The sequence below is a fragment of the Nocardiopsis prasina DSM 43845 genome (assembly GCF_000341265.1).
Classification (GTDB): Bacteria; Actinomycetota; Actinomycetes; order Streptosporangiales; family Streptosporangiaceae; genus Nocardiopsis; species Nocardiopsis prasina.
Genome location: NZ_ANAE01000103.1, coordinates 1 through 21511 on the forward strand (window position 1 = coordinate 1; position 21511 = coordinate 21511).

17 protein-coding genes are annotated in these 21511 nt (G+C 62.5%); 8 read left to right on the top strand and 9 right to left on the bottom strand.

Features of this window, described 5'->3' with window-relative positions; all coding sequences use genetic code 11:
• Nucleotides 1–965: 965 nt before the first annotated feature.
• From D452_RS0108930 to D452_RS0108950, 5 genes are all read right to left on the bottom strand, one after another.
• The gene (locus tag D452_RS0108930) at nt 966–3074 is read right to left on the bottom strand and encodes a WD40 repeat domain-containing serine/threonine protein kinase (RefSeq protein ID WP_026129113.1); all 2109 of its coding nucleotides are present in this window, start codon (nt 3072–3074) and stop codon (nt 966–968) included.
• A gap of 164 nt (nt 3075–3238) precedes the next feature.
• On the bottom strand, nt 3239–6337 hold the full coding sequence (locus D452_RS0108935) for a restriction endonuclease (protein WP_017543811.1): 3099 nt from the start codon (nt 6335–6337) through the stop codon (nt 3239–3241).
• Nucleotides 6338–8335 (bottom strand): site-specific DNA-methyltransferase, encoded by a 1998-nt coding sequence (locus D452_RS29505; protein ID WP_160167873.1) that lies wholly within the window; start codon nt 8333–8335, stop codon nt 6338–6340.
• Nucleotides 8336–8378: 43 nt separating this feature from the next.
• Nucleotides 8379–9149 (bottom strand): DUF4391 domain-containing protein, encoded by a 771-nt coding sequence (locus D452_RS0108945; protein ID WP_083927474.1) that lies wholly within the window; start codon nt 9147–9149, stop codon nt 8379–8381.
• Nucleotides 9146–12322: a helicase-related protein gene (locus D452_RS0108950; RefSeq protein ID WP_026129114.1), complete on the bottom strand. Its 3177-nt coding sequence runs from the start codon at nt 12320–12322 to the stop codon at nt 9146–9148. The genes D452_RS0108945 and D452_RS0108950 overlap by 4 nt, the downstream gene beginning before the upstream one ends.
• Before the next feature lie 191 nt (nt 12323–12513).
• On the opposite strand from D452_RS0108950, the gene gltX reads away from it, so the two are divergent.
• From gltX to D452_RS0108965, 3 genes are all read left to right on the top strand, one after another.
• Nucleotides 12514–13929: a glutamate--tRNA ligase gene (gene gltX / locus D452_RS0108955; protein WP_017543816.1), complete on the top strand. Its 1416-nt coding sequence runs from the start codon at nt 12514–12516 to the stop codon at nt 13927–13929.
• A 197-nt stretch (nt 13930–14126) separates the two neighbouring features.
• Nucleotides 14127–14909, top strand: coding sequence for an alpha/beta hydrolase (locus tag D452_RS0108960; RefSeq protein ID WP_017543817.1), 783 nt, complete (start codon nt 14127–14129; stop codon nt 14907–14909).
• A complete protein-coding gene (locus D452_RS0108965; protein ID WP_017543818.1) occupies nt 14909–15571 on the top strand; it encodes a DapH/DapD/GlmU-related protein in 663 nt (220 codons plus the stop codon). Before D452_RS0108960 ends, D452_RS0108965 begins: the two co-directional genes overlap by 1 nt.
• Here D452_RS0108965 and D452_RS0108970 read toward each other — a convergent pair.
• Nucleotides 15551–16318 (bottom strand): glycosyltransferase family 25 protein, encoded by a 768-nt coding sequence (locus D452_RS0108970; RefSeq protein WP_239646354.1) that lies wholly within the window; start codon nt 16316–16318, stop codon nt 15551–15553. The genes D452_RS0108965 and D452_RS0108970 overlap by 21 nt on opposite strands.
• Before the next feature lie 8 nt (nt 16319–16326).
• Nucleotides 16327–17535, bottom strand: coding sequence for a hypothetical protein (locus D452_RS0108975; protein ID WP_239646355.1), 1209 nt, complete (start codon nt 17533–17535; stop codon nt 16327–16329).
• 164 nt (nt 17536–17699) lie between these two features.
• Here D452_RS0108975 and D452_RS27990 point away from each other — a divergent pair, with 164 nt between their 5' ends.
• From D452_RS27990 to D452_RS31840, 5 genes are all read left to right on the top strand, one after another.
• Nucleotides 17700–18200 (top strand): NUDIX domain-containing protein, encoded by a 501-nt coding sequence (locus D452_RS27990; protein WP_017543821.1) that lies wholly within the window; start codon nt 17700–17702, stop codon nt 18198–18200.
• Nucleotides 18197–19363, top strand: a complete 1167-nt coding sequence (locus D452_RS27995) for a radical SAM protein (RefSeq protein WP_051061276.1) — start codon at nt 18197–18199, stop codon at nt 19361–19363. Before D452_RS27990 ends, D452_RS27995 begins: the two co-directional genes overlap by 4 nt.
• A complete protein-coding gene (locus tag D452_RS0108990; protein WP_017543823.1) occupies nt 19360–19899 on the top strand; it encodes a class IV adenylate cyclase in 540 nt (179 codons plus the stop codon). The genes D452_RS27995 and D452_RS0108990 overlap by 4 nt, the downstream gene beginning before the upstream one ends.
• A 71-nt stretch (nt 19900–19970) precedes the next feature.
• The gene (locus D452_RS31835) at nt 19971–20219 is read left to right on the top strand and encodes an NUDIX hydrolase (RefSeq protein ID WP_338042022.1); all 249 of its coding nucleotides are present in this window, start codon (nt 19971–19973) and stop codon (nt 20217–20219) included.
• Between the two features lie 34 nt (nt 20220–20253).
• Nucleotides 20254–20442, top strand: coding sequence for a hypothetical protein (locus tag D452_RS31840; protein WP_338042023.1), 189 nt, complete (start codon nt 20254–20256; stop codon nt 20440–20442).
• 3 nt (nt 20443–20445) lie between these two features.
• On the opposite strand, the gene D452_RS29510 is transcribed toward D452_RS31840, so the two are convergent.
• Nucleotides 20446–20622: a DUF397 domain-containing protein gene (locus D452_RS29510; protein WP_017543824.1), complete on the bottom strand. Its 177-nt coding sequence runs from the start codon at nt 20620–20622 to the stop codon at nt 20446–20448.
• Entirely contained in the window at nt 20615–21442 is an 828-nt protein-coding gene (locus D452_RS0109005) for a helix-turn-helix domain-containing protein (RefSeq protein WP_017543825.1), read from the bottom strand. The genes D452_RS29510 and D452_RS0109005 overlap by 8 nt, the downstream gene beginning before the upstream one ends.
• Between the last annotated feature and the right edge of the window lie 69 nt (nt 21443–21511).

The following is a 21511-nucleotide window of genomic DNA, read 5'->3' on the forward strand; positions in this document are numbered from 1 at the left end:
TCCGGTGCTCGGTGAGTTTCTCACCGGCTGCGATCTCCCCGTTGACGATGCGGCGGCGCAGGGACTGGTACAGCGCGTCGGTGAGAGATGAAGGGGCGAGTGCGAAATTGGCCTGTCGGTTCACCTCATCCATGGTGCCACAGTCAAGTCTCTGACACATACATCTGTCTGACCAGTACACCCGTACTACAGCAGGTGGGAGGGTTTATCCCGGTTTTCCTGTGAGCACCGACACAGCCCCTGCCGCAGTGCCTGCCTCCGAAGGATCCGGGGGTTTCGCAAGCCCGGGGGCGTGGAGGTCCTGGCCGAGCACCAGGTGGAGAGCGGCCTACCCCGGACGCCCGCACGCGCTGGGGCGAAGAGTGTCGCGGGGTGCGGCGAACGTGGGCGCCACGAGGACGCTCCCTCCAGGACCCGCCGAGCGTGTACCGGCTGGCTCCAGCGATCGGGCGATGTCGGCGCCGACGCCCAGCGTCAGATCTCCGAAGGTCACGGTCGGCGGGGAGAGACGAGTCCGTTCGGTCTGATCGGCTGGAGCGGCGGCGACTTCGTTAGTGAAGGCGTCAACGACATCGGTGGGGGTGTCCAGCTGTTCGAGCAGGTCCCGGAGCGTCGAGTTCGACGGGATCGACGGTGGCACCGCACCGTGCTCGGCATCGATCACCACCCGCTGGCGCACCCCCGAACACGCAAAAGCCCCTGACCGTTGCGCGTTTCCGCTGGTCAGGGGCTTGAGCCTCTGGGGTGAGTGACGGGACTTGAATGCTGGTGGGGGAGCGGCCTGAACTGCGGTGATACGAGAAGTTGCAGGTAGTGGGGGAGGTGTTCCCTCGGTTGTGCTGCGTTGCCCCGCGTTGCGCTGGTGAGTGTGCACCCTCTGGGTGCACACCTTCGGTCTGACTCGTGCACCCTCACGGGTGTACGATCGGCCACGGTGTTCTTTTTATGGACCGTCCACAGGAGGTTCAGGGAAGGTCCCACCGGAGGATCGTTCTGTTCTCCCCCGAGGTCACAACACTCTCCCCGGTGGGCCCAAAGAGCAACGCCCCCGTTTCACCATCGGGCCCCGCCAGGGTGAGGACATGTGCGCCCGTCTGCACATTCCAGATGTGTACCTCGCTGCCCTCACCGTCGGAGGCCATCATGGTCCCATCCGAAGAGAAGGCGATGGATCCGACGGTTTCTCGGCCGATGAAATTCCTCCAGAGGGATTCCGGGTATGCGGTGAACTTGGAGAGAAGTTCCCCAGAGCCGGCGTCCCACAGATGGACAGTGCCGTCGGCGTCACCGGCTGCGATCGCGGAGCCGTCCGGGGAAAAGACCGGCGGCTCGAACCGCGTCGCGTCCCCGGAGGTCGTGGCGATCTCTTCGCCGGAATCGACATCCCAAATGAGCAGGCTTTCACTCCGCCGGACGACGAGGCGGGATCCGTCGGGGGAGAAGGGACCCACGAAAGCCAACCCGTCGTACTCGGGAAGGGTGGACAAGGGCTCGTCGGTCTCCATGCTCCACAGGTGGACACGGTCGTCGGAATCCTCTGTGGCATACACGGTCCTGTCCGCGCCGAAATTCACGGCCTCCAACCTGCCCTGTTCCTCGTCGAGTGTGAAGGTGATCTCTCCGGTCGAGATATTCCTCAGCCAGGTACTTTCACGATCCCTCTCAATGGCCAGCGGGGCTCCTTCGGGTGTGAAGACGACGCCGTTGAACAGGACGCTCTCCTCCGCCTTGCGCGTGGTGATGATCTTCCCGGTTCTGACGTCCAAGAGCCGGACGTACCTTGCATCGGTCATGGGGCGCAGGAAGCCAGGAGAGATGTAGAAATAGTCCTGTACGGCAAGGATGGTCCCGTCCGGGCTAAGCTCCATGGACACGATGCCCTGCTGTGCCTCCTCCTCGTCTTCGTGGGAGCTTGTGATTGTGTCCGCGACAAGGACGGGCTCAATCGTGGGAGGTGCTTCCTCCCGCCCGGAGAGGACGGGCCAGCAGGCCAAGCTTATGACGAGTACCGCGCAGGCTCCCAGGATGAGGAGACGGCGGGAGGTCTTTCTGCGGGATAAGTTGCTGATGGCGGCGGTGGTTTCCCTGCTACTCCTCCTCAGACTGGTCGTCTCCGGGGCATCAGGGGCTCCGGGGTGATCGTCCTTCCTTTCCTTCTTTGGTCCTCGCTCCTTGGCCCGGATGGTCCGGAGAAGGGTCGGGGCCAGAAAAGTACGGTCGGGCGGGTCTCCTGCTCCAACACGTACGGGATCCGACTCGCCTGCGGCAGGAAGCGGGCTGGGCGAGAAACGGCCGATGATGTCGCGCGGTCTGGGGCGCTTACTCGGATCGTGATCCCAACAGTCGAAGACGAGAGACCTCAGATCCACTGGGAGGGCAGACGGCGCCTGGGCGGGTGTGATGACCTTCAACACCACGGCCGCCAAGGTGTCGGCGGAGAAGGGGTTGTCTCCGGTCGCGGCGAAGGCGAGAACAGTGCCGAAGGAGAACACGTCACCGGCGGGTCCGACGGAAGAACCCCGTGCCTGCTCCGGGGACATGTAGGAGAGGGTGCCGATGACCGCGCCGGCCAGGGTCAAACCGGTATCGCCCAAGGGGCGGGCGATACCGAAGTCGATGATCCGTGGACCGTCGTCGGCCATGAGGATATTGGCCGGTTTGAGGTCACGATGCACGAGCCCACAGCCATGGATTGCCTCCAACCCTTCCGCGAGTCCGGTGGCCAGGCTTCTCATCTCGAAGGTGTCGAGGGGACCGTGCTCACGCACCCTGTGCTCGAGTGTTGGCGCGGGAATGTAGGCGGTGGCGATCCACGGACTGTCGGCATGAGGGTCGGCGTCCACGACCTGTGCCGTGTGGAATCCGCCCACGCGCCGGGCCGCTTCGACCTCACGGGCGAAGCGAGTACGGAATTCTGTGTCGTGAATGTGTTCGGGGAGAACGGTTTTGACCACCACGCGCCTACCACCGGGGGTGCGGGCCAGGTAGACCCGGCCCATGCCCCCGGTGCCCAAACGTGCTTCCAAGCGGTAAGAACCGATCGAAGAGGGGTCGTCGGGTTGTAAGGGTTTCAACCGCGGTTCTCTTCCTACAGGAGGGGTGGCGGTACACGTACTCCCAGGGCTTCGCCACAGCGTCTTCGTGGAGATCGAAGACCCTATCGGCGACACGGGGCAGGGCGGCAAGGACTGTCCCGTAAGTTACGCCCCGCTGGGTGCCCATTTCTGGCTGAGTGAGGCTATAGCTGATCTTCTCGTTCCATCGCCGCGGTAGCCCCCTTGATGCCGTCGACGACCGCATACTCGAGATCGTCGATGCCGATGCCGTCCTTCACCGCATCGAAGTGGATGCGGGCGGAGGCGATCTTGCCCTGTTCCGCAGGGCGAAGGAGGGCTTCCTCGCTGACGCCCTTGGTCTCGAACACGATGTAGCGGCTTCCGTCGGTACGTTCCACCGTCAACGCCCAGTCGGGGTTGTAGCGCCCCAGAGGAGTGGGAATCGTGAACGAGGCTGGAAGTTTGACGAACGCCTTGACCTCGGAGCGTTTGAGCAGCCCCAGCGCAAAGTCCTTCTCAACCTTCGAATCGACGACCAGGTATTGATAGACGGACTTCTTCCCGAAGGAGATGGCGTTACCGTCGGCATCGGAGACGATGTTGCCTCCAGCGCCGGTATAGCCAGCGATCTCGGCTTCGCTGAACAGAGCGAGCGAGTACCGGCGTTCGGAATCTGGCCGGGAGGCGTCCACCAGTTCATAACGCAGCCCCTCGACCAGGAAATTCTCCTTGGTGACATTGATGCGTCGGGTCACCTGATCGATGTAGGCCTGCGGATTGTAGCGGAACTGGGGAAGCGTACCGGACTCCGTGAGCACGTGGGCGAGAGTGGCCCGGGTCAGCTGAGTGCGATCTGAGAGAACGGACAGGATGTCGGGCAGGTTTTCACTGTCGGCGTAGGTGACGTCAGCGCGCCGTGTCTCGGAGGCCTCCGCGGCCAGCCCGCTCTGATCGATCCGTTCCACGCGGTGCGTGGTCCACTCACCCCGACGCTTGGGCACTGCGGGCATGCCGCGCAGCTCCTTGACCATCGAGGCACGTAGATCCGCTTCGTCGATTTCGACACGGTACTCCGTGCGGTGCCGAATGCGGTCCCACAGTTCCTGGAACTCGGGGCTCTCCAGCCGTTCCTTGACGAGAGGTACGGAGATGCGTTCCCCGGCCTTCTTGACGTCGACAGGACGGACCAGGCGTTTGATGAAACCGAGTACCGCCTTGACGGCGGCTGGGGAGTCCACAACACCACTCACGAGATTTTCGAGGTTGGAGTCTTCCGCCCGCACAGTGAGGCGCAGGCTCTCCTGAACCTTCCCCTTGCCATCGATATAGCCCTCATGCAGCAGCGCCTGGTACAGACCCTCTGCGGCGGCCGCGCCCACGGGCACGCTGCTCCCGTCCTCGGTTTTCACGGGCAGACGAGAGAGGCCCTCCATGCTGATGTACCCGAAACGGATACCCAGGTCTTCAGCCATCTCGTGCTGGAGGCGGTCGGCGAACTCCTCGTAGGACTCGTTCGCGATCACCGTGAGGCGGTTGACGTCGAAGCCCTGCACACGATTGCCGGAACCGTCCACGCACAGGCGTAGACCACGGCCGATGGACTGACGCCGCCATCGCTCGGTGCCCATGTTCCGCAGGACGCAGATCTGGAAGACGTTGGGGTTGTCCCACCCTTCCTGCAGCGCTGAGTGGCTGAAGATGAAACGAAGCGGGGTGCCCGGAGTGGTCAGACCGATTTTGTCTCGCATGATCTTCTCGTAAGCGCGCCCAGCCTGCTGGCGTCCCTTTTCCGAATTCTCCGAGTTCTCCTTGGTGTCCACCAGGACCTCGGCGCCACCCTTGCGGCGGTCCACGGAAAAATACCCTTCGTGCGATTTTCTCGCGATCGATTCGGCCGCGGATTCGCCCAGCAGAGTGTTGAACTCCGGTTCGGAGGCGATGCGCGTGTACTCCTCCTCGAAGATCCGCGCGTACTCGCCAGAAAGCGGCTCGTTATCGGGGCCGTATTCGCGATACTTGGCAACGGAGTCGACGAAGAAAAGGCTGAGGACCTTGATCTCGCGCCCGTGAAGAGCGAACTCCTGCTCCTTGCGCAAATGCTGCCGGATCGTCTGGGCGATCATCTGACGCGCGCGCTCTTCGACACTGACCTCGTCACCGAGGCTTTCGCCTGCCCTCAACGGATGAGAGACGGTGTCGAAGGAGATGCTCTGCTGCCCGGGGGCCGCGTTGATGGCGGTGACGGTCAGGTCCTTGTACAGGTCACGGCCGGTCACGTCCGCGAGATTGCTGCGTGTCCCGGTATCGACCGTGATGGTCTTGCGCTTGATCTCATTGCCCTGCTCGACGTCCGCTTGGACACGAGCCGTGAGGTTTCGCTTCACATCGAGCAGCTTGACGTAAGGGGTGGTTCCACTGGCGGAGGTCTCCAGGGAGTCGACCTCGATCTGTTTGACCAGCTGCTTCTCGTAGGCGGCGATGGCGTCCAGACGGTAGACGAGGTTGGCTTTGTCGTTCCGGGAGTGGGTCGCCGAGTAGCGCAATGTGGCCAGAGCGTTGAAACCCTCCAGCGCCTTCCGGCCCGCGCCACTCTTCTTTCCGCTTCCGCTATCGCCGTACACGCTCTGCGGCTCGTCCACGATGATGATCGGATTCGTGGCACGAATCAGATCAGCGGGAACCTCGAAGTCGAGATCCTCGGCCGGTTGGTGGATCTTGTTGCTCTGCTTGTTGATCGAGGCGATCGTGACGATCATGATCTCGATGCTCGGTGAGGTCGCGAACGAACGCACCCGGGACGGGTTGCCACCATCGAACTGGAAAGAGTTCATCGGGGGGTTGCCGTACAAGGTCGCGAAGTGATCTCGTAGCATCCGGATGGAGGTTTGGACACCCTCCTTGATGGCCACCGAGGGCACCACCACCATGAACTTGGTGAACCCGTAGAGCTGGTTGAGTTCGTAGATGGTGCGCAAATAGACGTACGTCTTACCGGTGCCGGTCTCCATCTCGATGGTGAAGTTCATCGAGTCCAGCGATGGTTCCGGTACGAGACCGGTACGGTTCTGCACGTCCCGCAAATTGGCCAGGATCGTCTCCGAGTCCAAGCGCAGCATGTTGCCGTGACCGTGCTCGGACATTCCCTCGATCCCCGTGCGAGCGGAGGGGTGGGCATGCACGGTGAACTGAGAGCTCAGGGACTCCTGGCCTTTGAACAGGCCGGTGACAGCGTCGATGGCCTGTCGCTGATAGTCGAGTTTGGCGTCGAAGGAAAACTTCATTCAGATGCTCCGCAGCGTGGTGAAACCGGCTTGCTCGAGAGCCGCGGCGAAGTTGAGCTTGGCGGCGGAGTCGACGAACCCCGTGTCACGCACGACGACCGTGGTGTCGAAGTCCGCAGGGTCCTCGTCACGCCAAGCGACCAAAGCCTGGGCGATTTCGTTGGCCCGGTCTACGTTCATCTCGGTGCCGAAGTAGGCGAACAAAACCCCTGAAAGGTTGTAGAGGGTGCTGCCCGCAACCTCACGGGTCTCCACCGGGGTGGTCAGATCGACACCTAGGCGCAGCATCATCTCGACAAGGAGGTCGTTGGTGGTGCGACCTTCGACAAGGTTGTCGACGGATGCAAGCAGGTTGAGCTGGTCTGGGGCGCCGTCCCAGGGCTTCACGTTGCTGGAGGCGAGGCGGTAGGAGCGGAAACCGGTGTCTACGTGCGCGGTGTCCAAGGTCAGCTTCGAAGCGATCTGAGCTCCGGCACGGCGCAGCCGTTCGCGGGTGATGTCCGCGATGGTGTCGTACCCGTCCTGGTCGACGGGTTCATCGAGCTGGACCAGGACGTAACGGCGGTTACCGCCATCGGTAGCGTTAAGGTCCATGACTGCGTGACCGGTTGAACCAGAACCTGCGAAAAAATCAAGAACCAGTGCATCCGATTTTGATTTTGTTACGAGGTTGATCCAGCGGCCGACCACCTCGGTGTCCTTCGGGAAGTCAAATGGGGAATCTCCTTCGAAGAGTTCCTTGATTCGACGTCCTGCATGTGTGCGCTGGCGTTCAAAGACAGAAAGTGCTACCTGTCCTTTAGTGTTCTCAAGTCTCTTTTTCAAAGCGATGGGCTTGGTGTGGTCCTCGCGAAAGATAACTTCGCCAGCTTCAATTGCTTCTTTCATGCGCTCTGGGGTTGAGTATCGCCACCCTGTTTCCGGGGTTGGGACGGGTTTTCCAGTTGTCGGGTGTGCCACATCATATTTCGGTCCCCCAGCACTCGGCCAAGAAATATCACTGTCGCGTGCTAGGTCGCCATTTGGAAGGAAGTATGTATAACGTCCCATTGCCTGAACTGGCGAATCTTTTGGCTGGGACTGGAACCATTTTTGCATGATCTTGCGTGCTGATCCTTCGTCATGCTTGGACTCTTCCCAGGCGCGAGCTCCCTCATCTAGTACTTCGTCGACAGCCTCTTTGGTTTCGCGCCAGCGAATATTATGTTCGCGGAGTGTTCCTTCGCTCTTTGCGTAGATCAGCATATAGTCATGGCCTACAGAAATATATCGAGAATCATTTTTTCGACCGCCTTGCCAAATAACGTTGGCAATGAAATTCTCAGCCCCGAAAACACGATCCATTAGTAGCTTGAGTCGCGCGTGCTCGGTGTCGTCGATGGCCGCGATGATGACACCTGTCTCCTTGAGGAGATGGTGGGCGACAAGCAGGCGCGGATACATCATCGACAACCACGCACTGTGCTTGGAGGCACCGGCCTTACGGTCCTCAGCGCGGTCGGATCCTACACCGGTCTGGAGGAGGCCCTCTTCGTCTCGCTGACCAGACATTGTCTCGTGCTCGACCTGGGTGGTGGTGCGCTTGTCGTCATAGACGAAGTCATTGCCCGTATTATAGGGCGGGTCGATGTAAATCACGTCGACCTTGTTCGTGTAGCCGCGGCGCAGCAGGCGCAGGACCTCGAGGTTGTCTCCCTCGATCACGATGTTTCGTGTGGTGTCCCAGTCCACAGACTCCGTGTCTTCTGGCTTCGGAAGAAGTGTTCCTGTAGCGGGGACCGTCGACAGGCGGCGGGCTTCGGACATCCCCGGCCAGCGCAGCCCGAATGCCTCGGTGCTGTGGGAAGAGGTGTCCTTGCCCAGCAAGTCTCGGAGTACGTCGAGGTCTACGGTGCCGTCGACCATCGCGTCAGGGAACAGGCGAGCCAAAAGGTCGAGGTTCGACTTGGCCTCTCCCGGGCCGGACAGATCACTGACCGGTTCGAATTCCAGAGTCACGAGGATGCCCTTCTTGTATTGATATGGGGTGAGGGAGGGTCCCTCAGGGGCGGCCATCGCTGTAGCCAGGACCGTAGAGGAGACCTCTGACACGATTGATCTTCGCTTGGATCTGCTTCGACTGAATTCTCAGATCGATGCGGTGTTGGGTGTTCTTCGCCTGACCTGCTTCACGCAGGAGCTTTACCAGCCCAGCCTCCAGCTCGGTCAGTTGTCTGCGTAATCCGATGGCCTCGTCGGCCTGCAAGGCCGCGCTCTCGGGGTGACCACCGGCTGCGGCCGTACGGGCGAGGTCACGGTACAGAGCCCACATGTTCGAACGGTCGAGCCGTTCCAGGTGGAGGGAGCCAGGGGCGATCTGATCGGTCGGCACGATGAGGTGTTCCTCGATGACAGAGGACGAACGAGTGGGATCGGTTCGGCTGACATGGCTGAGAGCGAGGGAGAGGATCTCTGTGCCGGCGGGTACGGAAACGAGTAACACCACGGGTCTAGCCATGCTGCGGTGGATCAGTTCGATCACACGGTTGCGTTTGCTGCCGGTGATCTTCTCGACCAGGGAGATGTCCAAGACCGGGATATCGGTGACAGCGCGCTCGTCATCTTCGTACGTCGACACTTGGATGGTCGTCGGGCGGAGCATGCCGGACACCCAGGCGGATTGAACAGCCTGGTTGATCAGACGTGCGTCAGCTGGGGAGTGCTCTTCGAACTGCGCAGCGAGCATCTTCTTGGTGACGCGCTGACGTTGACGTGCCGCATCCGGCAACCCTAGCAAGCTTGCAGCTCTGTGACCGGTGAAAACGTCACTCATGGGATCACCGCGACCCACGCGATCACGTCGACGGCCTCCAGTCCGGGTACAGCCTTCTCCGCCCCCAGTTGGGAGGGGCCCGCGGAGAAGAGAGAGGCGACCATGCTCTCTTCGGCTTTGCCGGAGGCTGCTCGGACTGCCGCGTCCAGCAGGTCGCGGTAGTGCTGCATGGATTTTCCGGACCTGGTGGCCTTGGTGAAGTCAGCGAGGACGGTGGTTTCAGGTTCGGTGCTGCCGTGACAGTGGCGGCGCAGTACGTCGAGGGCTACCTTCGGTTCTTCGATGGGGTGCGCGAGCTCGCCATCGTCAGTCACGTAGGCGAGCACATACGGTGCCAGCGGGTAGGCCCTGGAGAAGGTAAACGCGTTGTCGCGCACGTGCAGCAGAAATACCGCACCAGGGGAGAGACCGTCGTCTGTGAGGGTCTTGTCGAAGCGGGTGACGCCGAACAGCGCCTTGGGCCACTTCGCGATCTCCTGGACCTCCTTGCGTGGGCGTGCAGCCGCGTCCATCCGGAAGTCGGAGAGCGTGAGGTCGGTTATGCTCAGGCCTCCGGAGAGATCTTCCATGGTGGGGGCGGTGGTCTGCATCCGCTCGAGTTGCTTGCGCCGGTAGTCGAGGTCGTTCATATCGTCGGAGTTGACGTCCAGAAGGTTCTCTTCGCCGGTGGCGGAGACGTCGAGGAGTGTCATTCGACTGGATACGCGGGATTCGAGGTTGATGTAGGCGTCCAGATCGATGTTGGGCCAGAAGTTCACCAGCTGGACGCTGGTGTTCGTGGTGCCCAACCGGTCCACGCGCCCGAACCGCTGCACGATGCGGACAGGGTTCCAATGGATGTCGTAGTTGATCACCGTGTCGCAGTCCTGAAGGTTCTGGCCTTCGGAGATCGTGTCTGTGGCGATCACGATGTCGATCTGCGGGGAGTCCGGCTCACCGCCCTTGGAGCGAGGGGAGAACGCGGTAAGCAGGTCGATCATGTGCTTGCGCTTCATCGGGAGCGTGGTTCGGGAGGTCTGCCCGGTGATCAACCCCACGTGTACGCCCAGCTCGTCACGGGCCCAGCCGGCCACGTGCTGGTAGAGGTATTCGGCCGTGTCACTGAACGCGGTGAACACCAGGGCCTTGCGGTTGTCGCCGTTGGTGGGGTTCTCAACCTTGTCACGAAGGAACCGCTTGAGCTCGGCAAGCTTGGCATCGCGGGGAGACTCGACGGCCTGTACTTCGGTCAGCAGGGCTTCCACCGTCTTGCGGTCCTGTTCCAGCTCCTGCCGCCAGCGGATCCGGTCGATGTCGGCCAGGAACACCTTGACCTTGCCGCCTACGGTGTCCTCGAACTGGGGGTCATCGAGGTCGATCTGCTCCAAGTCGGCGAAACCGTCGATCGAGGTCCCCTCGACACCGGACGCCTCGAAGGTGTCAATGCCAGCGATCGCCCTGTCGATGGTGCCGAGGATCTTGCCGAGGGTCTCCCTCAGGGAGTTGACGGAGGATTCCAGGCGCTTGAGGAGTCCCACACGTAGCAGGTGCACCACGTTGTTCTCGCGGTCGGTCTGCTTCCATACACGCTGACCGCCCGTACGTACCCGCTGGTCGTATTTCTCCGCGTAACGCTGAACGTGTTTCGCGTTGACGTAGGAGATGGGCTTGTACGCTGCCAGGTTCAGGCGCAGGATCGACTGGTTGATCTCCTCCAGGGGGATCATCGCGTTGTGCGAATCGATCGACGGGCTGAGGTTGATCGGTGCCAGGCGCTCGGGGAACTTCCCCACGTCCTCGATCCCGTAGTACTTCTCGATGTGCTTGCGTGAACGAGCGATCGTGACCAGGTCCAGCAACCGGATGTAGTCCATGCCGAGTGTGTTGACCAGGGACTTCGTGCTCCGGGCTTGCGCGGGTGTGTTCTGCCATCCGTTGAAGTGCCGCTGGGCTTTGGACAGGGTCGAACCGATGCTTTTGATCCCATCAGCGGTCAACGCCTCGTCGTCGCCTTCCGTGACGAACAGGACCTGGTTCTTCAGGTCGGCCAGACGGGTGTTGACCGGTGTGGCGCTGAGCATCAGGACCTTGGTCTTGACACCAGCCTTGAAGACCTCGTCCATGAGGCGCGAATATCGCGTCTTGCGGTCTTTGACCTGCGGGTTATTGCGGAAGTTGTGGGACTCGTCGATCACGACGAGGTCGTAGTTGCCCCAGTTGATGTTGGCCAGGTCGATATCGCCTGACAGCCCGTGTACGCGGCTGAGGTCGGTGTGATTGAGCACGTCGTAGTGGAAACGATCCTTGCTCAAGGGGTTGCGCGAGTCGTTCGAGCGATAGATCGTCCAGTTCTCCCTGAGCCGCTTGGGCGCCAGAACGAGGACTCGGTTGTTCCGCAGCTCGTAGTACTTGATGACTGCGAGCGCCTCGAAGGTCTTCCCTAGTCCGACACTGTCGGCGATGATGCAGCCGTTGTGCCGTTCCAGTTTCTCGATCGCGCCGAGTACACCGTCACGCTGGAACTTGTAGAGCTTGTTCCAGACAGCGGAGTCATAGAAGCCCGTCTTGCCGCGTTCGATGGTCTCTTCACCGGACTCCTCGATGAAGTCCTTGAACAAGGCGATCAGGATGCGCAGGTAGACCGACTCTGGGGCTCGGTCCTCGAACAGGGCTCGGGCGGCGTCGAGGAACTCCTCCTGGACCGGCTGAGAGTTCGCGTCGTCGTGCCACATCCGATCGAAGTTGACGACGGTCTGCGCCACCTTGTCCTCGTCGGTGAAAGGGTGAAGGAAGTGCAGATCATCGGATGCCACGAGGCCGAGACTCTCAGCATCGAACCCGGCCTGTTCGACCGCGTAAGGGAACGGCCCCTCAATGCTGGTCCAAGCGTTGCGTGTCCGTCGGTTGAGCGTCCTGGCCTGGAGGTGTTCTTCGGCCCAGCCAACGAACGCTCGGGCAAGCCGGTGCTGATCGAGCCGAGCCCGCTTGAGGTTCTCCCTCTCAAAGCCGTTGAGGGTGAACCCCTCTTGGCTTTCTTGGTGCAGAAGCAGGCGCAGGTCGACCTGAGCCAGCTCGCTCTGTAGCGCTTCATACACGAAAAGGGAGAACGACTCTGACAGTGTGTCCAGGCGCGTGGCTCCGGTCAGGTGCTTGCGTAGCTGATCGATCGCGTTGCCAGCGCTGCTGGGGGCCATGGACGCTGAACCTCCGGGATATACCTGTGGGCGTGTGTTCTGAGGACTCGGGAGCACCACCGATGCTATCGATCCCGTGTGACCGCTGAAGGGTGACGATCAGTTCTTGAAGCTCTGTCACTCCAGTGGGCAGGTAGTCCGGGGCGCTGTTCAGACCTGTTACAGCCGCGGATCGCGCTAGGCTCTGTGGGGTGACTGACACCTCGATTCGCACCAGGTTCGCACCCTCCCCGACCGGCATGTTCCATGTGGGCAACGCCCGGTCGCTGCTGCTGAACTGGGTGGTCGCACGACAATCCGGCGGCGCCATGGTGCTGCGGATCGAGGACACCGACGCCGCCCGCTCCCGCCCCGAATGGACCGAGGGCATCCTGGCGGCGATGGCCTGGCTGGGTGTGGACTCCACCCAGTACGAGGGCCCCTACTCCCAGACCGACTACGCGGACAAGCACACCGAGGCCGCCCAACGCCTGCTGAAGGAAGGGCTGGCCTACTACTGCGACTGCAAGCGCGAGCAGGTCCAGGCCCGCCGGGACAATCCCAACCTGGGCTACGACGGGTTCTGCCGCGACCGTGGCCTGGAGGCCGGTCCGGGACGGGCTCTGCGCTTCCGCATTCCCGAAGACGGCCCGACCGTGGTCGAGGACAAGATCCGGGGCCGGGTGGAGTTTCCGCACGAGGCCCTGGAGGACTTCGTCATCGCCCGTGGTGACGGCACGGCCCTGTTCGTCCTGGCCAACGTGGTGGACGACGTCGAGATGGGTATCACGCACGTCATCCGGGGTGAGGAGCACCTGTCCAACACCCCCAAGCAGCAGTTGCTGTGGGAGGCGCTGGGGCACACGGCGCCGGTGTGGGCGCACGCCCCTGTACTGGTGAACGAGAAGCGCCAGAAGCTGTCCAAGCGGCGTGACAAGGTCGCGATGGAGTCCTACCAGGCCGAGGGCTTCCTGCCCGAGACCATGGTCAACTACCTGATGCTGCTGGGCTGGGCGCCGGGCGAGGACCGGGAGATCATGCCGATCGAGGAGATGATCCCGCTCTTCGACCTGGCCGACGTCAACTCCTCGCCGGCGTTCTTCGACGAGAAGAAACTGCGGGCCTTCAATGGCGACTACATCCGTGCTTTGGACGTGGATGAGTTCGTCAAGCGCTGCGCTCCCTACCTGGAGGGTGAGGAGTTGCCGTGGCGGACGGAAGATTTCGACGCGCACGTGTTCGCGCAGATCGCCCCGCTGGCGCAGAGCCGGGTGGCGGTGCTCAGTGAGATCGTGCCCAACGTCGACTTCCTGTTCCTGGACTCGCCTGTCTTCGACGAGAAGAGTTGGGCCAAGGCCATGAAGCCCGGGATCGGTGCGGAGATGCTCACCGCCGCGATCGCCACCTACTCGGACGAGTCCTTGACCTGGGAGGCCGAGGCCCTCAAGGGAGCCCTTGAGCAGGCAGGGGCCGCCCAAGGGCTCAAGCTCGGCAAGGCTCAGGCGCCGGTCCGTGTAGCGGTGACCGGCCGCACGGTCGGGCTGCCGCTCTTCGAATCGCTGGAACTGCTGGGCAGGGAGCGCACGCTGGAGCGCCTGCGCGCGGCGTTGGAGCGGCTCAACGCCTGACGAGCGCGGGCCAGGCGCGAAAGGCGGCGTGCAGCCGTCTAAGAGTCCGAGCGAGGGGCGTGTGCCCCAAGGCTCACGAGTACCTTTGTTGGACTGCTTCCTGCTCCCGCCATCCAGAAATTGTGATCGGTTGGAAGTAGATTCCAAAGCTCCCAGAGCGGGCCCTTTCCGGATCCACGACTTAGGAACTTCAGCGCATGCGTACCCTCGACGTAGTCAGCGCCGACGGCGTTTCCCTCGACACGGTTCTTCATCCCGCTAAAGCTGATCCGGTCGGAACCGTTGTTCAGGCGCACGGGATCACCGTTGACAAGGACGAGGGCGGCATGTTCGTCCGCCTGGCTGAAACCCTGTCCGACAGGGGCTTCAACGTCATCCGGTTCTCCTACCGCGGTCATGGCGAGAGTGGCGGGACGCCCCGGGGGGTGACCGTCACCGGCGAGATCATCGATCTCCAGTCGGTCGCCGAGCAGGCCCGGGACCAATGGCCTGGACCGCTCTCTGTCCTGGCAGCGAGCTTCGGGGCGGTTTCCTCCTCACTCCTGCTGCCGGTACTCGGAGACCGCATCGACTCCCTCGTCCTGTGGAACCCCGTGCTCGACCTGGGGCACACCTTTCTGAACCCGGAGCTGCCCTGGGGTGTGGAGAACTTCAGCCCCGAGCAGCAGCGGGAGTTGCACGCCAACGGTCGACTGTTGATCGATGGCGAGTTCCCCGTCAGCCCGGTCATGTGGCGCGAGTTCAGCTTGTACGACCCGCTCAGCGCCTACACCTCATCTCCGATTCCCTCGCTGGTGGTGCACGGGGACCAGGACACCTACGTCTCCTACGACATCGCCCGCGCTGCGGCCTTCTCCCGGAGTAACACGGACTTCCACACGGTCAAAGGATCTGATCACGGCTTCGACTCGACCGAACGGGAGGACGAAGCCATCCGGGTATCGGCGGATTGGCTCGAGGCGCGGATGAAGCGGATCTGATGGCACCGCAGAGCCTGCACGGGCCGGTCAAAGCGGCCGAGGACTGCCTCATCGGTGAGCAGTGCGCGATCGGTGTGCCCAAGGAGGATCGCCTGCGGGCCTTCCAGCGGGGAGAGGCAGTAGAGCCGGGATCAGCGGTCCAAGTCGGGAAACGCTGTCTGATCCTGAACCAGGTCGTGATCTACGAAGGCGTGTCCATCGCAGATGGTTGCATGCTCGAGGACCGCACCCGAGTCGGCTACGACACCCGTGTAGGCCCTGACAGCCGCCTCATCTACGGTGCCTACGTCTGCGACCGAGTGACGATCGGAGCACGCGGAAGGATCGCTGGCTTCGTGTGCGACGCCGTCGTCATCGGAGACGACTGCACGATGATGGGAGACCTCGTGCACGAGTACACCAGGCCACACGAAGGCTGGTGGGACGTGGACGAGCCGTCACCGCGCATCCACCAGGAGTCTGTGGTCGGGTACGGGGCGAAGGTCGTTGGGGGAGTGAGTGTCGGACCCAGGAGTTACGTCGCGGCCGGTGCGACAGTCACCCGAGACGTTCCGGCCGAGCACGTCGCCGTCGGCATGAACGACTTCACCCCGATCAGCGAATGGCCGGGGAAACGGCTGCGGAACCTCATCAGGCACTGGTCAAGTGTCCCTGGGCGCTGACCAGGTCGCGGCTTCCTCACCGAGGAAGGGCGACTCTTCCGTGTCGCTCCCGGCCTCGTCCTTCGGAAGCTGGGTCACCAGAGGCGGTTCGAAGGCGAGCGCGTTGAGACACCGGGGGAAGCGGGCCCGCACGTCGATACGCTCATGATCCGTGTAGAGCGCGGGAAGGAACTCGTCGACCGGGATCACGGCGTCACCCAATCGGGAAGCCAGCACGTGTTTGAGTCCGGAACGGCTCAGGACGTAACTGTAGGTGCAGTGGCTGTACCCGGGGACGACGAACCCGTCCACGCGGCTGGGGGTGTCCGGCCGTAGGGGGACCCGGCCCAGATAGAGAAGATCGAAGGGGAGTTCGGCGGCTTCCAGCCTTCGAAGCCCTTCCTGCAACCTGGCAAGGAAGTCCTCACCGAGTACGGCGTCGTCTTCGAGTACCAGCGTGTACGGTTCCGAGCCTGTCGCTTCGGCGTCCTCCCAGCACGCCAGGTGGGCGAGCGAACACCCCACCTCGCCGAGTTTCAAAGGCCGACTCCACCAAGGGTTCTCCGAGGCGATCTTCCAGGGGAAGACTCGGTGACCGAACCGGGCAATGTCTTGCGCCGTTAGGGAACAGCCGTCGAAGGGACCGTCCCAGTCAGAGCTGAAACGTGAGCGTAGCTGCTTCGGGAGGGTTTCTTCCATGCGTTTCCTCCGGTCGGTCCGTCGCCGAAGGTTCACCACATAGGTGAGCAGGAGGGGCTGGACTGTCACGTCATTCCTCATGAGCCCGCGATCACTCCCTCGTATCGCTGGCTGTTGTCGGCGAGTACGTCGAAGGGAGCGTTGTTGGCCCGTGTCATGAGCAGCAGCGGACCGGCGGTGGTGAGGTCGAGGGTGTCGGTGAGACCGCCGACCCGGCGGACCTCGGAGACGAGGACGAAGTCGTCCTGTCCGACCTCGCCAGCCATGTACTCGATGTTGCGTGCGCTCTGCGGGCCGTGCAGAAAGAGTTTGGCCGCTCCCAGAACTCCTAGCGTCAGACATCCTCCCAGCAGGTACACCACGGTGCCCTGGGCGAGAGTGAGCCGGGACATGACCGCGAGGTCCTCCAACAGGTCCCTCGCTGGGCTCCAAACCGGGCCCATGACCAACTGCCCCAGGTGGGGGATGACCAGGGGGTCATCCTCACCGAGGGCGTTCGGTTCGAAGTGGAAGGGCAACTGCGGGAGGAACTCCCGATACTTGGCGTTCCAGGGCGGGCCGCCAATGACGATGAGCGTGTCCGCGTTGGCGTCGTGGTACTCGGAAGGGGCGAAATCTCGAACGGTGGCGCCGGGTGAGACGCGAGCGAGGCCGGTCTTGACGTGGATCAGGGTGTCCAGGTCGGCGAACTTTGCGTATCGAAGGTAGTTCCGGTCCGAGGGCGAGGCGAAGTAGGGCCTCTCTTCCTCCGGGATCTCGGAACAGACGATGTCTATGCGGCTGCCCGGACGGGCGTTCCAGAACTTCTGGGCTCCACCTGCTGGATCGATCCGGTCCTTTGACACGTTCGAACGTCGGGAGTCCATAGTTCGCTCCGCAGCGAATGACGTTCCCGAAATGATCTGGACAGCGAGTGCCCGAAATGCTGACTCGGATTTCCTCCTGATCGTCTTCGCCGCGCACCCGAGATGCGCGGCCAGGGATTCCTGCCGATCGGTCAGTGTGGAGTGGCCATGCTCTGGGTCGAGATTCAGATCCACCTCCACGAACATCCTCAAACTGCCATCAAGTAGCTCGACAGAGGCGGAAATAGAGCGAACCAGAAGCATGATCTGATCCGCACTTGTCTCCTCTTCGAGAGGAACGGCTTCACCGAGAAGGTGGGATCGCAGGTCAAGTGAGATACCGGAGACGGCGGTCGGGTTTCCTAGTCCTGTGCCCCTTCGCAGGCTTTTCATTTCCTTCGCGACGGAATCCACGGTCAGGTTCGGGGGGTTGTCCAACACCTGTCCAGCCTATGTCCACCCGAGTGATCGGTGTCCAAGGATTGGACTGTGGATGGGATGGCTGGTTCTCCGCTGCTCAGAGAGCATTTCGAGGAACGCGACGGGGGTGAGTAGACACCTTCTTCGCAGTCCCGAACAGAGCAACGACCGATGCTGGAGAACTCGTGGACAAGATCGTCAGACAGAGCGCACGCGCGCTCCTGTTCGACAGTGAGAGACGATTGGTGTTCATCAAGCGCACCAAACCTGGACAGGAGCCTTACTGGGTCACCGTGGGTGGAGGGCTGGAACCCGAGGACACCGGCGCCGAGGCGGCACTGCACCGCGAGGTTTTCGAGGAACTCGGGGGAGAGGTCGACGGGGTGCGCCAGGTCTTCCTCATTACCGATGACCTCCGCGAAGGTGTCGGTCTGCAGCACGTATTCGTTGCTGGCCTGGTCTCTATGAACCCGAGCCGACGTACAGGGACCGAGCTCACCAGGCCCGGACGAGGCACCTACGAGGTGGTCACTGTTCCCGCCACCCGTGAAGGGCTCGCGAACATCCGACTCCTACCCCTCGAGCTCGCGGAGTTCGCGCGTGTGAACCTCAACGGTCTTCAGGCATTGGCGGAGATCACGAAAACGCGAGCTTCGCTGACCGGGGAGCCGCTGTGGAAACGATGAGAACTGAACCAGGCAGGCCTTCGACCTCGTTCGCTTCATTCTTGCCGACACACATCGAGACTGACACGACGTTGCGGGTCAAGATCCTCGACGCCTGCGGCATGACCTGCACCTTCTGCCACAACGAGGGAACACCCGTCGTGGTCGACAACCGTAACCGCGGGCTCATCCCCTTCCAGGCCAACGGAAGCTCCGGACGGACGTCGATCTACGCCGCCACCAACGGCTCCAACTTTCTACCGAGCACCATCCCTCCCGATGAGGGCTTCTCGCACGCCCTACGTCGCCTCGATGAGAACATGGGATTCACCGAACTCCACCTCACCGGTGGCGAGCCCACCCTCCACCCGCGTCTGCCCGAACTGGTGAGCCTCGCTACGGAACAGGGCTACCGGGTGTGTATGACCTCCAACGGTGAGAACGGGGCTCGTCAGATCCCCGCCTGCGCCGAAGCCGGACTCGACCGGGTCAACTTCTCCGTCTTCGGTACGACCCCCGAGGAACTCGCTCAAGTCCAGCACGAGCGCTTTCGCGACCGGGCCAAGGCCGCCGCCAAGATCGAAGCCCTGCGCGCGTCTATCCAAGCCTGCGTTGAGCACCGGGTCCGAGCCAGTGCCAACATCGTCGTGCTCGACCACACCCACATCGAACGTGTCCACCGGCTCCTGGACAGCTACGCACCGCAGCTTTCCGTGCGCCTGCTCAACTCCCTTGACCACGGCCAGGAGTCCGTCGACGCCATCAACGAGGTTCTGCGACAACGCGGTGCGGTAGCCGAGGCCAGACGATTGACGGCCGGAGCCTCTGGAGCACGGACCGCTTACCTCATCGACGGCGGAGCACGACGTATCCACGTCAAATGGATCCGGCCTGTGCGGCTGCCCACCTCATGCCAGGGGTGCCGGTTCAACAACGACACCGACTGCCAGGAGGGCTTCTACGGACTCCGCCTGTACCGGGACCGTGCAGGGCGGTATCTGGTCGGTGTGTGCCTGCAGCGCATGGACCTGTGCCGGCCGATCGACGATTTCCTCAGCGGACCTGTGAGCACCGAGATCCTCCGATTCCGCCAGGCGGATCGTGGCAGGCTGGAAGCTGACCACCGCGACTCCACGACTTCTCCACTGACCGCGCACAGCAAAGAAGGGAACCCAACGACGTGAGCGTGATCGAATACGAGGCCAAGGTCTTGGATATCGACTCCGAAAAGGTGGCCGGACTCATTCTCGACAAGGGTGGTGCTGACCTGGGTGAGGTGCTTCAGCGGCGCTACGTGTACGACATCGAGCCCGGGGACGTGTCGCGGTGGGTGCGTCTGCGCGACACCGGGAGCCGGGTCACGCTCACGGTGAAGGAGATCGACTCCGACGCCATCGGCGGCACCCGGGAGACCGAGACGGAGGTCGGTGACTTCGAGACCGCCAACGCGTTGTTGGGCAAACTCGGTTACACGCCCAAGGCCTACCAGGAGAACCGACGGCACAGCTTCACGCTGGACGGGGCCCAGTTGGAGATCGACTCCTGGCCGCGGATCCCCGCGTATCTGGAGATCGAAGCGGACAGCCGCGCCGAGGTGGTACGGGTGGCCGCGCTGCTCGGATTCGACGAGTCGTCTCTGACGGGTGAGAACACTACGAAGGTCTACGGCCGCTACGGCATCGACCTGTCCGGAATTTCGGATCTGCGCTTCGGCGCCTGAGGAGGGTTGATCGCCGCCCTCGGCTTTCGTTCCGACGTCTGTTGGGCCGGGGAGGTGGTTAGTGTCTGGGCATGGCCTCTGACTCCGTTGAATCCTTCGCCCGCCCCCGGGTGGCTGCCGGTGCCCTGTTCTTCGATGAACAGGGACGAGTGATGATGGTGGTCCCGACCTACAAGGACTACCTGGAGATCCCCGGCGGGTACATCGAGTGCGGGGAGACCCCGACTCAGGCCGTGGCGCGTGAGGTGAAAGAAGAGTTGGGGGATCACCCCGCCGATCGGGCGGTTGCTGGTCGTGGACTGGGCGCCCAACCCCTCTGAAGGAGACAAACAGCTGTTTGTCTTCGACGGGGGCGTGCTCGACCAGTACTGGCTGGACCGGATCGTCCTCGACCAGGGCGAGCTGGCCGGGTGCGGATTCCATGAGGTGGCCGGGATTGGGACGGTAACGATCCCCCGGCTGGCTCGAAGGATCGCTCAAGGGGACCGTGCACGTCGTGAGGGGGTCACGCTCTACCTGGAGAGCGGCGAGGTCGTCGCTTAAGGATTACCGCCGGCTGTGCAGGGTGGTCTCGACGAAGGATCGCCACTCCGTGCGGGTGAAGGACAGGTGGCCCAATTCTCTGTTCTGGGTGTCCCGCACGTCGGCTCCGCCTTGGTGCTCCCGGGCCTCGACGCACTCGTTCGAACCGCCGCTGTAGCTGCTCTTGTGCCAGTCACTCATCGTCGATCTTCCTCATCTCGTCGTGGATGGCCTCCAGGGTCTCCTGCGGGTCGCGGGCGGCCCCCTGGAGAGAGGTGAACAGCAACCGGCTTCGAAAGATACCAGCGGAGTCAGTGATGATTCGGCCCTCTTCAGCGGATTCCATGTAGACCACCTCGGGTTCGTCCGCCGTGGTGATGATGCGACGGGGGCCTGAGTTTCCCGCGTGGCGAGGGGAGTTCGTGGGGATCATCTGCACGGTGAGGCGTTCGCTGTTGACCAGGTCGGCAACGCGGGTGAGTTGGGCTCGTTGGATTGCCGGGGAACCGTAGCGCCGCGCCAGCACACTTTGGTCGATGATCAGCCACAGGGAGGGAGCCTCGGCCTGGGCCATGCGACCGGCACGTTCGCACCTCTCTTTGGCCAGCACCGCGACCTCCTTGCTGGACAGCCATGGTGAACCGTAACGAATCAGTGCGTGCGCGTACTGCTCTGTCTGCAGATACGACGGGAACACCAGGGGCTGGTACTCCAAGATGGCGTCAGCAGCATGGGTGCGTTTGATGACCTCGTGCAGCCACACCTGGCGACCGGACCCCGTGAGCTCCTCCCAGAGCTTGTCGAGCCTGCCGTCGCTCTCCAGGACCTCGTCCAGGAACTTCCTCAACCAGGGCCGCGCCATGGCTCGGCCGTTCTCGACGTCGGACAGGTGTGAATCGCTGATGGTCGTGCCGCGCTGGCTGATCCTTCGCGCCAGGGCCTGCTGAGTCAGCTCTGCTTCCACGCGCAACCTGCGTAGCTCCCGCCCGAATGCCTTCAGATCCCGTTCGTCCGTGTGCATGTAGCCATAGGAACACAGGGGGCGATGGCTCGTGGGGGATTCCAGAGAATTCCAAGCGTCTGTGGAAGA

Excerpts from the sequence above, each read along its gene's own strand:
- D452_RS31835 (WP_338042022.1), top strand. The coding sequence starts at position 19,971 with ATGGCCTCTGACTCCGTTGAATCCTTCGCCCGCCCCCGGGTGGCTGCC.
- D452_RS0108945 (WP_083927474.1), bottom strand. The coding sequence starts at position 9,149 with ATGAGTGACGTTTTCACCGGTCACAGAGCTGCAAGCTTGCTAGGGTTG.
- D452_RS0108965 (WP_017543818.1), top strand. The coding sequence starts at position 14,909 with ATGGCACCGCAGAGCCTGCACGGGCCGGTCAAAGCGGCCGAGGACTGC.
- D452_RS0109005 (WP_017543825.1), bottom strand. The coding sequence starts at position 21,442 with ATGCACACGGACGAACGGGATCTGAAGGCATTCGGGCGGGAGCTACGC.
- D452_RS27995 (WP_051061276.1), top strand. The coding sequence starts at position 18,197 with ATGAGAACTGAACCAGGCAGGCCTTCGACCTCGTTCGCTTCATTCTTG.
- D452_RS29510 (WP_017543824.1), bottom strand. The coding sequence starts at position 20,622 with ATGAGTGACTGGCACAAGAGCAGCTACAGCGGCGGTTCGAACGAGTGC.
- D452_RS0108960 (WP_017543817.1), top strand. The coding sequence starts at position 14,127 with ATGCGTACCCTCGACGTAGTCAGCGCCGACGGCGTTTCCCTCGACACG.
- D452_RS0108935 (WP_017543811.1), bottom strand. The coding sequence starts at position 6,337 with ATGAAGTTTTCCTTCGACGCCAAACTCGACTATCAGCGACAGGCCATC.
- D452_RS0108950 (WP_026129114.1), bottom strand. The coding sequence starts at position 12,322 with ATGGCCCCCAGCAGCGCTGGCAACGCGATCGATCAGCTACGCAAGCAC.